A 12,455-nucleotide genomic window follows, 5' to 3' on the forward strand; every position below is an offset into this window, starting at 1 on the left:
CCTACACCTAAAGAAAAAACCGCACGCCATGATGGCAGTGCGGTTTTTCCATGACAGCAGGCAACGATTACAAACTATTACGCCTGGTTGGCGTTGATGTAATCGATAGCAGCTTGTACGGTGGTGATTTTTTCAGCTTCTTCGTCAGGGATTTCGGTCTCGAATTCCTCTTCCAGAGCCATCACCAGCTCAACGGTGTCAAGGGAGTCGGCACCCAGGTCTTCAACGAAGGAAGATTCGTTTTTGACTTCTTCTTCCTTCACACCCAGTTGCTCGGCAACGATTTTCTTGACGCGTTCTTCGATGGTGCTCATACCTTGTTTTCACTCCTAATGGAAAAATTCAGGCAGCTGGCCGGTGGGTAAGTGTATAGAAAGGCTTTTCAGCTTTTCAACCGAAAGCTTTCGCCTTCACCCCGCCGTGTCCCTCTGCCCGTCAATAAGTTGCAGCTTTATAACGGATTTTAGACAGCTGGTATGACATTTTTTTGAAGCAATCCGTCACATTTGAATTACATGTACATCCCGCCGTTCACCGGAATTGTAGCTCCGGTCACGTATGCCGCACCCTCTGATGCCAGGAAAGCGACCACTTGCGCGATCTCCTGGGCCTGGCCCAGACGGCCCAGCGGAATCTGCGTCAGCAAGGCTTCACGCTGTGCTTCCGGCAGTTCGCGGGTCATGTCGGTGTCGATGAAGCCTGGCGCCACCGAGTTTACCGTAATCGACCGCGAGCCGACCTCACGCGCGAGTGCGCGACTGAAACCTTCGAGGCCTGCCTTGGCTGCCGCATAGTTTACTTGGCCTGCGTTGCCCATGGCACCCACTACCGAGCCGATATTGATAATTCGGCCCCAGCGCGTCTTGGTCATGCCGCGCAGAACGCCCTTGGACAGGCGATACAGGCTGTTGAGGTTGGTATCGACCACGTCGTACCACTCATCGTCCTTCATGCGCATCATCAGGTTGTCGCGGGTGATACCGGCGTTGTTGACCAGTACGGCAGGGGCACCGAACTGCTCGGTGATGCTGGCCAGTACGGCAGCAACCGACTCGTCGCTGGTCACGTTGAGTTCCAGGCCAGTGCCCTGGATACCGTGCTCCTTGAGGGTCGCGGCAATGCGCTCGGCACCCGAGGCGGATGTCGCGGTGCCGATCACCACGGCGCCCATGCGGCCCAGCTCGAGGGCGATGGCTTGGCCGATACCACGGCTGGCGCCGGTAACCAGTGCAACTTTACCTTGCAGACTCATGCAGGCTTCTCCTAATTCAGGCCTGCGCCGCGCGCGTGGCGGCGAAGGCATCCGGGGTATTCAGGTTGGACGTGTTGACGCCATCGGCGCAACGCTTGTTCAGGCCGGCCAGGACCTTGCCAGGACCGCACTCGACCAGTTCGGTCGCGCCCTGGGCTGCCAGGTATTGCACGCACTCGACCCAGCGGACCGGCTTGTACAGTTGCTCCAGCAGGTCGCGCTTGAGGCTGTCGAGGTCGGCGGCAACGCTGGCGCTGACGTTTTGTACCAGCGGGATCTGCGGCGCCTGCCAGTCGATGGCGGCAACGGCTTCGGCGAAACGCTCGGCAGCCGGACGCATCAGTTCGCAGTGCGACGGCACGCTCACCGGCAGCGGCAGGGCGCGCTTGGCACCCTTGGCCTTGCAGGCTTCCATGGCACGCTCGACGGCGGCCTTGGCACCGGCGATCACCACCTGGCCCGGCGAGTTGAAGTTGACCGCGCTGACCACTTCGCCCTGGGCGGAGTCGGCACAGGCCGCAACGACGACCGCGTCGTCCAGGCCGAGGATCGCCGCCATGGCGCCCTGGCCGGCCGGTACGGCCTCTTGCATCAGTTGGCCACGACGCTCGACCAGGCGAACGGCGTCAGCCAGGCTCAGGCTGCCAGCGGCAACCAGCGCGCTGTATTCGCCCAGGCTGTGACCGGCGACATAGGCAGGACGCTGGCCACCTTCGGCCAGCCACAGGCGCCACAGGGCAACCGAGGCGGTGAGAATCGCCGGCTGGGTCTTGTCGGTCTGGTTGAGCAGTTCTTCCGGACCTTGCTGGGTCAGCGCCCAGAGGTCATAGCCCAGGGCCTGAGAGGCCTCGGCGAAGGTTTCCAGGATCAGCGGGTACTGTGCGCCCAGCTCGGCCAGCATGCCGAGGGACTGCGAGCCCTGCCCTGGAAAGACGAATGCGAGGGAGGTAGACATGAAACGAGCCCCTAATGATCTTATCGTCGAAGAGTTGGCGCCCCGTCAGCACATAACGAACGGAACGCAATAAACTGTCAGTTGGATGGCCCATTGAACCGGGCGGTCACATTGTAAGCGCCTGCCGGGCAAAACGCCTAAAGCAACAGGTCCTCCAGACGCCCATGCAGGCGCTCGGGAAGGTTTTCCCGGATCTCGATCAGCGCCCGCTGGATTGCACTCTGCAAGCCCTGCACGCCGGCCGAACCGTGGCTCTTGACCACGATCCCCTGCAGGCCGAGAAAACTCGCCCCATTGTGTCGCGCCGGCGCCAGGTCGGCACGCAGGCGGCTGAGCAACGGCAAGGCCAGGGCTCCCACCAGCCGCGAAGCCAGGTTGTGCCGAAACAGCGCCTCGACCCGCGCAGCGATCATGGTCGCCAGCCCTTCGCTGGATTTGAGCAGGATGTTGCCGACAAAACCGTCGCAGACTACCACGTCGGCCTCGCCGCGATACAAGCCGTCGCCCTCGATGAACCCGATGTAGTTCAAGCCTCGCGCCTGCTGCAGCAGACCGGCCGCCAGCTTGACCTGCTGGTTGCCCTTGATGTCCTCGGTACCGACATTGAGCAACGCCACCCGCGGCCGCATCACCCCCAGGGCCTCGGCTGCCACCGAGCCCATCACGGCGAACTGGAACAGGTGCTCGGCGGTGCAATCGACATTCGCCCCCAGGTCGAGCAACTGGCAGTAGCCACGCTGGGTCGGGATCGCCGCGACCATCGCCGGCCGATCGATCCCCGGCAGGGTCTTGAGCACATGCCGCGACAAGGCCATCAACGCGCCGGTATTGCCGGCACTGACCACCGCCTGGACACGGTCATCGTGCAGCAGTTGCAAGGCCACGCGCATCGACGAGTCCGGCTTGCCCCGCAGGGCCTGGGACGGACGTTCATCCATGGTGATGGCTTCGCTCGCCGGAAAAACCGTCAGGCGCGCACGATCAACCGCCGGGTAGCCAGCAATCAATTCTTCCAGAAGGGAGGGTTGACCGACGAGGGTCAGGTGCAGCGAGGGTTTAGCGGAAAGGCAGGCAACACTGGCCTGGACAATGTTGCGGGGACCGAAGTCCCCGCCCATTGCGTCGATCGCGATGATCTGAGCGGACAAGATTTACTCGTCAGCGCCCTTGTCGATCACTTTACGACCACGGTATACGCCTTCTGGCGAAACGTGGTGACGCAGGTGAACTTCACCGGTGGTCTTTTCCACGGACAGAGCGTTGGCCTCGAGGGCATCGTGCGAACGACGCATGTCACGGGCAGAGCGGGATTTTTTGTTCTGCTGAACAGCCATAATTGATTAACTCCTAAACGTTTGGGTCACGCTTTAACTGCGCCAATACACTGAACGGGTTGGACCGCGTTACCTCGTCCTCGGCTGGTTCGGGCTCGTCGAGCCCCGCCGGCTGCTGGCATTCTTCCGGATGATGAGCAGGCACAATGGGCAAGGCGAGCAGAAGCTCTTCCTCGATCAATGCCTGCAGATCCAAAGGATCTTCGCCCAGTTCCAGCACGTCATAACCTTTCGGTAACGACTGGGTATTCGCACCCTCCTTCACCACAGCATAACTGCATTCGCTGTGAATCGGCAGGGTGACCAGCTCAAGACAACGCTGGCAAACCATCTTGACTTCGGTGTCAATAAAGCTGTGGATAACCACAGACTTACGTTCATCTCGTTCAAAAACGAATTTGGCCTGCACCGTACCGACTGTGTCGGAAAGCGGGTCGCAGAGTCTCTCCAAATCGGCCAGCAGCAGCTCACCCTGGAGGGTGGTGCCGCGATCAGCCAATTTGCGCGGGTCAACGTGAGGTGGAATCGGGTCATTCAACATAGGCGCAGCATTATAGGGATGCACCCGCCCATGTCAAAGGAAATTCAGCCCTGTCCGTCGGCTTCGCCTGTGGATAGAATCGCCGGCCACCTTCAGGAGAAGCGCATGCTGCCGTTGTTACTTGCCTCAAGCTCGGTCTACCGCCGGGAATTGCTCGATCGCCTGCGCCTGCCCTTCACGTGCAGCTCGCCCGATATCGACGAAAGCCAGCGCCCAGGCGAGTCAGCCGAAGCCCTGGTGCGACGCCTCGCCGAAGAAAAGGCCCGCGCCCTGGCCACTCGCCATCCAGGGCACCTGATCATCGGCTCGGACCAGGTCGCGGTCTTGGGCGGGCGCATCCTGGGCAAACCCCACGGCTTCGAGAAAGCCCGCGAGCAACTGCTCGCCGCCAGCGGCACCAGCGTCAGCTTCCTCACCGGCCTGGCGCTGCTCAACAGCCAGACCGGCCATTGCCAGGTGGATTGCGTGGCCTTCACGGTGCACATGCGCGAACTCGATGAACAGCGCATCGAGCGCTATCTGCGCGCCGAACAACCCTACGACTGCGCCGGCAGCTTCAAGGCCGAGGGCCTGGGCGTGAGCCTGTTTCAAAGCACAGAAGGGACGGATGCCACCAGCCTGGTCGGCTTGCCACTCATCCGACTGGTGGACATGCTGCTGGCCGAAGGCGTCGAGATCCCCTGAGTCAACCGCCACTCCGGTCCCACCACCGGTCTGTGGCGAGCGGGCTTGCCCGCGCTCGGCTGCAAGGCAGCCGCAAACCGCTCGACTCGGCTTGCCTGGCAAATCGCGATAGCAGGTTCCAGGGGTGCTTTGCACCCCAGCGCGGGCAAGCCCGCTCACCACGGAGATCAGCCTGCCAGCCGGGTCAACGCAGGGTCGGCCCCTGGAAGCCCATCCACATGGCCAGTTGCTCGGCCATGCTGGCACCCAGTTTTTTCGAGAATCGATCGAACGGCGATTCCTGGACAGTGAAGTCCACCAGTTTCTTCTCGCCGATCACGTCCCGCGCCACCGAACTGGCACTGCCCAGGCCATCGATCAACCCCAGCGGCAATGCCTGCTCGCCGGACCAGACCAGACCGGAGAACAACTCGGGATGTTCCTTGTCCTTGAGACGATCACCGCGGCCCTTCTTGACGCTGGCAATGAACTGGTTGTGAGTGGTGTCGAGAACGCCCTGCCAGAAACGGGTCTCATCCGCCTTCTGTGGCTGGAACGGATCGAGGAACGACTTGTGCTCACCCGAAGAGTAGGCACGGCGTTCCACACCCAGCTTCTCCATGGCACCGACGAAGCCGTAGCCTGCCGCCGTCACACCGATGGAACCGACCAGGCTGGCCTTGTCGGCATAGATCTCATCGGCCGCACTGGCAATGTAGTAGGCACCCGACGCGCCCAGGTCGGAGATCACCGCATAGACCTTGGTGTCCGGATGCAGGCCGCGCAGGCGGCGGATCTCGTCATAGACGTAACCCGACTGCACCGGACTGCCGCCCGGACTGTTGATGCGCAGGATGATGCCCTTGACCTTGGGGTCCTCGAAGGCCGTGCGCAGACTGCCGACGATATTGTCGGCACTGGCCGACTCCTTGTCCGCGATCACCCCACGCACCTCGATCAAGGCGGTGTAGTGGGCACCCCGGCTGACACTCTTTTCCGCATCCATCAGCGGCGAGAACATCACCAACGCGCCGATCAGGTAGAAAAAGGTCAGCAGTTTGAAGAAGATCCCCCAACGCCGCGCGCGACGTTGCTCGATGATTCCTGCCTGCAGCGTGCGCTCCAGCAACTTCCAGCTTTTGTCTTCGCCATCGGCATTCGCCTTGGGCGGTGCATTCCATTCATCAGCCATGCGCGCTCATCCGAACAAGATCAATAGACCTGGCGATTCAACCAGGCATGCAACTGCGGAAAACTGTCGATCGCCAGGCGCGGTTCGAACACCTGCAACTCATCCAGGGGCAAGGCGCCATAACCGACCGCCACACTGTCCATGCCAGCATTGCGCGCCATCTGCAGGTCGAAAGCCGAATCGCCGACCATCAGCGCCTGCGAGGCCGGCACGCCGCAATGGGCGAGAATCTCTTCCAGCATCAGTGGATGTGGCTTGCTCGCGGTTTCGTCGGCCGCCCGGGTGACATCGAAGTAGTCCAGCCAACCATGGGCCTTCAATACCCGATCGAGCCCCCGACGCGCCTTGCCGGTCGCCACGGCCAGCTGATAGCCCGCCTCGCGAAAGGCCGCCATGGATTCGACCACCCCGGGGAACAACGGCGAAGGCACCGCTTCCAGGGAGATATAGCTGTCAGCGTAGTGCTGGCGAAAGACCACCAACCCTTCGTCGGAAATATCTGGATAGAGGGTGCGAATCGCCTCAGGCAATCCCAGGCCAATGATGCCCTTGACCGCCCGCTCGTCGCGCAGCGGGAAACCAGCCCGCTCGGCCGCCATGCCCATCGCCTCGACGATCCGACCAATGGAATCGGCCAGGGTGCCGTCCCAATCGAAAATCAGCAGTTTGTAATCAGCCCGCACTCAAGCGCTCCACGGTCTTGGCCCACATTTCATCCACCGGCGCCTGCAGCTTCAGCTCGCCGCCATCGGGCAGCGGCACCGTCAACATGTAGGCATGCAGGAACAGGCGCTTGCCGCCCAGCTCGCGGATTTCCCGGGTAAAGTCGTCATCCCCGTACTTGCTGTCGCCAGCGATACAGTGCCCGGCATGCAGGGTATGCACACGAATCTGGTGGGTACGGCCGGTCACCGGCTTGGCTTCGATCATGGTGGCAAAGTCATTGAAGCGACGCAGGACCTTGAACACCGTCAACGCGTCCTTGCCCTCGTCGTTGACTTCGACCATGCGCTCGCCGGAGCGCAGGTTGCTCTTGAGCAACGGTGCCCGCACCTGCTTGACCGAGGTCGCCCAGTGGCCACGCACCAGCGCCATGTAGCGCTTGTCGACACCATCACCGCGCAGCGCCTCGTGCAGATGACGCAGCATGCTGCGCTTCTTGGCGATCATCAGCAGCCCGGAGGTGTCGCGGTCCAGCCGGTGTACCAGCTCCAGCTCCTTGGCGTCCGGGCGCAACTGGCGAAAGGCCTCGATCACGCCGAAGTTCAGGCCGCTGCCACCATGCACGGCGATGCCGGCCGGCTTGTTGATCACGATCAGCGCCTTGTCCTCGTACACGATCGACTCTTCCAGGCGCTGCAACAGGCCCTGGGCCACCGGCACGGGCTCGTCGCGCTCGGGAACGCGCACGGGAGGCACACGAACGATATCGCCGGCCTGCAGCTTGTATTCGGGCTTGATCCGCCCCTTGTTCACCCGCACTTCGCCTTTGCGCAAGATGCGGTAGATCAAGGTCTTGGGCACGCCTTTGAGCCGGGCCAGGAGAAAATTGTCGATGCGTTGGCCGGCATATTCCGGCGAGACCTCGAGCAGTTGAACGCCTGAGGTCGGGGGGGTAGTCGTCGTCATGTCGCGGATGATAACAATTTTTTATGGAATTGAAGCACTTAATCATTGCTGCTATAGTCGCGAACGCCGCCAAAAGCGGCCGGGCAGCGGAACAACGGCAAACAGCCGACCCTGACCCACGCAATTCATCAGGACGCGAGGCCGTCCTACGGGGCTTTCGCTACATTTGGCAGGTTCGCGATTGTAACAAGCGCAGGTGACATGAGGCCTGAAGCGAGCCGGGAAACTGAGTAACCACTCGTCTCCCGAGCCGATATTCACGGACAGTTCACAAAGTGCGGTCAGTCGCAGGACCCACCTCGGCGAAGGCTTCGGAAACAACGCCTAAATTAGCCATGATGCGTGAACTGCCCTTTCGGCGTTCACGGTAAATGCAACCCGCTGCGGATTCTGCGAGCGGCAGCACCCGAATTATCAGGGATACGTGTAGGGTGGAGATGCACAACCGTCGGACTGTGTAGCATTAGGCTTGTTCAAGACGCTTCATATCGTCCACACCCACGGTTGATTCCTCCTCCTGACTCAGTTTTGCTTAAAGCGGGGCTTATGCCACCACAGCAAGCAGGAAGCGTCGGTCGCGACTTCGCCACTAGTATTAGTAGGCCGAAATCTCGCTAGACACTGGAATGGCCCGCCACTCCATGACGCACCTGACACCGACCGTGAGAAGTCGTGTGTGCCGAACGCCGTTTCCGGCAGCCCGGAAACCGACGGTACTACATGAAAAGAATGCTGATTAACGCAACTCAACCCGAAGAGTTGCGTGTTGCGCTGGTAGACGGCCAACGCCTCTACGACCTGGACATCGAATCCGGTGCGCGCGAACAGAAAAAGGCCAACATCTATAAAGGCCGAATCACCCGTATCGAGCCGAGCCTTGAGGCCGCCTTCGTCGACTTCGGCTCCGAGCGCCACGGCTTCCTGCCTCTCAAGGAAATCTCCCGCGAATACTTCAAGAAAGCGCCTGAAGGCCGCGTCAACATCAAGGAAGTCCTGAGCGAAGGCCAGGAAGTCATCGTCCAGGTCGAGAAGGAAGAACGTGGCAACAAGGGCGCCGCCCTGACCACCTTCATCAGCCTCGCCGGTCGCTACCTGGTGCTGATGCCGAACAACCCGCGTGCCGGCGGTATCTCCCGTCGCATCGAAGGCGAAGAGCGCAACGAACTGCGTGAAGCGCTGAACGGCCTGGTCGCCCCGGCCGACATGGGCCTGATCGTCCGCACCGCCGGCCTGGGCCGCAGCAGCGAAGAGATGCAGTGGGACCTCGACTACCTGCTGCAACTGTGGACCGCGATCAAGGAAGCCTCCCAGGACCGTTCCGCACCTTTCCTGATCTACCAGGAAAGCAACGTGATCATCCGTGCGATCCGCGACTACCTGCGCCAGGACATCGGCGAAGTGCTGATCGACAGCGTCGAGGCCCAGGACGAAGCCCTGACCTTCATTCGCCAGGTGATGCCGCAGTACGCCAGCAAGATCAAGCTGTACGAAGACAGCGTCCCGCTGTTCAACCGCTTCCAGATCGAAAGCCAGATCGAGACCGCCTTCCAGCGCGTCGTCGAACTGCCGTCCGGCGGTTCCATCGTGATCGACCCGACCGAGGCCCTGGTGTCCATCGACATCAACTCGGCGCGCGCCACCAAGGGCAGCGACATCGAAGAGACCGCGCTGCAGACCAACCTGGAAGCCGCTGAAGAAATCGCCCGTCAACTGCGCCTGCGCGACATCGGCGGCCTGATCGTGATCGACTTCATCGACATGACTCCGGCCAAGAACCAGCGCGCCGTGGAAGAAAAGGTCCGCGAATGCCTGGAAGCCGACCGCGCCCGCGTCCAGGTCGGCCGCATCTCGCGCTTCGGCCTGCTGGAGATGTCCCGCCAGCGCCTGCGCCCATCCCTGGGCGAGAGCAGCGGCATCGTCTGCCCACGCTGCAGCGGCACCGGCATCATCCGTGACGTCGAGTCGCTGTCCCTGGCGATCCTGCGCCTGATCGAGGAAGAAGCGCTGAAGGACCGCACCGCCGAAGTCCGTGCCCAGGTGCCGATCCCGGTTGCCGCGTTCCTGCTCAACGAAAAACGCAACTCGATCACCAAGATCGAACTGCGCACCCGCGCCCGCATCGTGATCCTGCCGAACGATCACCTCGAGACGCCGCACTTCGAAGTGCAGCGCCTGCGTGACGACAACCCGGACGCCACCAACAACCAGTCCAGCTACGAAATCGCTGCTGCCGCCGCCGAAGCGGAAGAAGCCCAGCCAGCTGCCGCTACCCGCACCCTGGTTCGCCAGGAAGCCGCGGTCAAGACCGCACCGGCCCGCGCCAACGCACCGGTTCCGACCGAAGTGGCCGCCCCGGTTGCCGCCGCCCCGGCCCCAGCGCCAGCCCCTGTCGCCGAACCAAGCCTGTTCAAGGGTCTGGTGAAATCGCTGGTCAGCCTGTTCGCCGGCAAGGAAGAACCGGCCGCGCCTGTCGTGGTCGAGAAGCCTGTCGCCGAGCGTCCGGCCCGCAACGAAGAACGTCGCAACGGCCGTCAGCAGAGCCGCAGCCGCAATGGCCGCCGCGACGACGACCGCAAGCCACGTGAAGAACGTGCCCCGCGCGAGGAACGCGCACCACGCGAGCCGCGCGAAGAGCGTGCTCCACGCGAGGAACGTGCGCCACGCGAACTGCGTGAAGCCCGTGACGACGCGCCAGTTGCCCGTGAGGAACGTGCACCGCGCCCACCACGCGAAGAGCGCGCACCGCGTGCGCCACGTGAAGACCGCAAGCCCCGTGGCGAGCGTGAAGAGCGTGTCCGCGAGCTGCGCGAGCCACTGGACGCCTCCCCGGCCGTTGGTGCCGTAGCCGCTACCGCCGCTGCTGCTGCCGCCGCAGTCGCCGAGGAACGCCCAGCCCGTGCACCGCGTGAGGAGCGCCAACCACGCCCACCGCGTGAAGAGCGCCAGCCACGTGCCGAACAGGCTGCCGCAGCCAGCGAGGAAGAAGTCCTGCAGGGCGAAGAGCACCTGTCGGAAGATGGCCAGGACAACGCCGAAGGTGGCGAGCGTCCACGCCGTCGTTCCCGTGGCCAGCGTCGCCGCAGCAACCGTCGTGAGCGCCAGCGCGATGCCAACGGCAACGTGATCGAAGGCTCGGAAGAAGCCGGCGAAGGCCAGCAGAACGAAGCCACCGGTGACGAACTGGCCGCCGGCCTGGCCGTGACCGCCGCCGTTGCCAGCAGCGCAATCAGCGCCACCGCCGAAGCCGAAGCGCATCAGCAGGCCGAACGCGCCACCGCGACCACCCTGGAAACGCCAGCGCCTGAAGCACCTGTCGTTGAGGCGACCACTGCGGTTGAAGCAACCGTTGCTGCGGAAGTGGAAGTGGCCCCGGTTCGTGAAGCCGAGCCAGCCGCCGAAGCACCGGTGCAAGCCACTGCCGAGCAGTTGCCAGTGTTCGTGGCACCTGAGCCGGCTGTCGAGACGCCAGCGGCTGAAACGCCAGTTGTTGAAGCGCCAGCGGTCGAGGCACCGGCTGTCGAAGCGACCCCGGTTGAAGCACCGGCAGTTGAAGCACCTGTCGTCGAGAAGGCTGCAGAGCCTGCCCAGGAAATCCAGGCCACCTTCCAGTGGGCGGCTGAACCGGCTGCTGTCGAAGCGCCTGCTGCCGAGCCTGTGGTCGCTGAACCGGCTCCGGTAGAGCCTGTGGTAGTCGCCCAGCCCGAGCCGGCTCCGGTTGTCGAAGCCGCACCCGTGGTCGCCGAGGACGTCGCCCCGGTAGCGGTGGAAGCGCCTGCGGTGGTCCTGACCAGCAATGGTCGTGCACCGAACGACCCGCGTGAAGTGCGTCGTCGCAAGCGTGAAGAAGAAGCGCGCAAGGCTGCCGAACTGGCTGCCGCCGCTGCCGCTCCTGCCGAAGAAGCCGCCGTGGTTGCCGAACCGGCCCCTGCGGTCGCTGAGGCTGAACAGGCGCCTGCGGCACCTGTCGTTCACTCCGAAGCGGCGGCCGAGGAAAACTCGCCGGCTGTCGAAGAAGTGATCGAGCACGCGCCAAAAGCCCTGGAAACAGCCGAAGAGCACAAGCCTCACGCCTGATTCCAACGGCCATGAAAAAGCCCCGCCTGCAGTGATGCAGGCGGGGCTTTTTTCATGTCTTCCTTTTTCATCCCTTCAGAGTCGCGTTGTTTCGCAGGACGCTTTCGCGGGCAAGCCCTGCTCCTAGAACCGAGTATCTTTCACCCGATCCTGTAGGTGCAGGGCTTGCCCGCGAAGAGGCCAGCAAAAACCATTACCCCTCTTCAGGATCAAACACCAGGGCTGCCGGCAAGTCGACATCCCAGAGAATCCCCCGATCCTCCACCGGTACCGGATCGACCCGCCCGTCGGCAAACAGCGCCTTGGCCCCGCGATCGCCGGACAACGCCCTCAAGCCCGCACCGAACTCGCGGCCAAAGCCCACGGGATGGCCATACTCGCCAGCCATCACCGGTACGCAGATGCGCTCCCCGGTCATTCGCGCCAGCACCTGTTCGAAGGTCCCTGGCAGGATGAACGGCATATCACCCAACACCATCAACCAGCCTGCGGCGCCTGCCGCAGCATTGACCCCGGCGGCAATGCTGTCGCCCATGCCCGTGGAGGGCAGCAACAACACCTGGCAACCCTGGGCACGCCCAAGGCGAATCACCTCGGGTCGATCCGCCGTGGTCACCAGCACCCGCTGCCCCAAGCGCTCAGGCAGGCTGCATAGCACCTGCTCCAGCACAGGACGCTCCACCCCGTCCCGTCCCCGGCACAGGGCCAGCAACTTGTCCTGGTCAGCTCCGGCCGCCTGTCGAAAACGACTGCCGCGCCCGGCCGCCAGGATGATCGCGGTAATGGCTTCAGTCACTGAACACAGCCTCCAGTTA

General features: G+C 62.8%; 12 protein-coding genes. 2 read left to right on the forward strand and 10 right to left on the reverse strand.

What is annotated here, in order from left to right:
- Window positions 1-77: 77 nt before the first annotated feature.
- From acpP to HU752_RS24535, 6 genes are all read right to left on the reverse strand, one after another.
- Window positions 78-314 carry an acyl carrier protein gene (acpP, locus tag HU752_RS24510; RefSeq protein ID WP_017905760.1) on the reverse strand — a complete coding sequence of 79 codons (237 nt, stop codon included), beginning with the start codon at window positions 312-314 and terminating at the stop codon, window positions 78-80.
- Window positions 315-511: 197 nt separating this feature from the next.
- Complete coding sequence (gene fabG / locus HU752_RS24515) at window positions 512-1,252, reverse strand: 3-oxoacyl-ACP reductase FabG (RefSeq protein ID WP_186681522.1); 741 nt, start codon at window positions 1,250-1,252, stop codon at window positions 512-514.
- Window positions 1,253-1,268: 16 nt separating this feature from the next.
- Window positions 1,269-2,207, reverse strand: a complete 939-nt coding sequence (gene fabD / locus HU752_RS24520) for an ACP S-malonyltransferase (RefSeq protein WP_186681523.1) — start codon at window positions 2,205-2,207, stop codon at window positions 1,269-1,271.
- A 137-nt stretch (window positions 2,208-2,344) separates the two neighbouring features.
- The gene (plsX, locus tag HU752_RS24525; RefSeq protein WP_186681525.1) at window positions 2,345-3,355 is read right to left on the reverse strand and encodes a phosphate acyltransferase PlsX; all 1,011 of its coding nucleotides are present in this window, start codon (window positions 3,353-3,355) and stop codon (window positions 2,345-2,347) included.
- A gap of 3 nt (window positions 3,356-3,358) precedes the next feature.
- Window positions 3,359-3,541, reverse strand: a complete 183-nt coding sequence (rpmF, locus tag HU752_RS24530; protein WP_009406838.1) for a 50S ribosomal protein L32 — start codon at window positions 3,539-3,541, stop codon at window positions 3,359-3,361.
- 13 nt (window positions 3,542-3,554) lie between these two features.
- Window positions 3,555-4,082, reverse strand: a complete 528-nt coding sequence (locus HU752_RS24535; RefSeq protein ID WP_017905764.1) for a YceD family protein — start codon at window positions 4,080-4,082, stop codon at window positions 3,555-3,557.
- A 105-nt stretch (window positions 4,083-4,187) separates the two neighbouring features.
- On the opposite strand from HU752_RS24535, the gene HU752_RS24540 reads away from it, so the two are divergent.
- Window positions 4,188-4,766, forward strand: a complete 579-nt coding sequence (locus HU752_RS24540) for a Maf family protein (protein WP_186681527.1) — start codon at window positions 4,188-4,190, stop codon at window positions 4,764-4,766.
- 184 nt (window positions 4,767-4,950) lie between these two features.
- On the opposite strand, the gene HU752_RS24545 is transcribed toward HU752_RS24540, so the two are convergent.
- From HU752_RS24545 to rluC, 3 genes are read right to left on the reverse strand one after another with little or no spacing between them, the layout of a single operon-like run.
- Window positions 4,951-5,937 (reverse strand): S49 family peptidase, encoded by a 987-nt coding sequence (locus tag HU752_RS24545; RefSeq protein ID WP_186681529.1) that lies wholly within the window; start codon window positions 5,935-5,937, stop codon window positions 4,951-4,953.
- A gap of 20 nt (window positions 5,938-5,957) precedes the next feature.
- Window positions 5,958-6,620 (reverse strand): HAD-IA family hydrolase, encoded by a 663-nt coding sequence (locus HU752_RS24550; RefSeq protein ID WP_186681531.1) that lies wholly within the window; start codon window positions 6,618-6,620, stop codon window positions 5,958-5,960.
- Window positions 6,610-7,566 carry a 23S rRNA pseudouridine(955/2504/2580) synthase RluC gene (gene rluC, locus HU752_RS24555; RefSeq protein WP_186681533.1) on the reverse strand — a complete coding sequence of 319 codons (957 nt, stop codon included), beginning with the start codon at window positions 7,564-7,566 and terminating at the stop codon, window positions 6,610-6,612. Before rluC ends, HU752_RS24550 begins: the two co-directional genes overlap by 11 nt.
- 720 nt (window positions 7,567-8,286) lie before the next feature.
- Between rluC and rne the strand changes: the two genes are divergently transcribed.
- Complete coding sequence (rne, locus tag HU752_RS24560) at window positions 8,287-11,640, forward strand: ribonuclease E (RefSeq protein WP_186681535.1); 3,354 nt, start codon at window positions 8,287-8,289, stop codon at window positions 11,638-11,640.
- Window positions 11,641-11,833: 193 nt separating this feature from the next.
- On the opposite strand, the gene HU752_RS24565 is transcribed toward rne, so the two are convergent.
- Entirely contained in the window at window positions 11,834-12,436 is a 603-nt protein-coding gene (locus HU752_RS24565) for a nucleotidyltransferase family protein (RefSeq protein WP_186681537.1), read from the reverse strand.
- Window positions 12,437-12,455: the final 19 nt, after the last annotated feature.

The organism is Pseudomonas vanderleydeniana, assembly GCF_014268755.2.
Lineage (GTDB): Bacteria > Pseudomonadota > Gammaproteobacteria > Pseudomonadales > Pseudomonadaceae > Aquipseudomonas > Aquipseudomonas vanderleydeniana.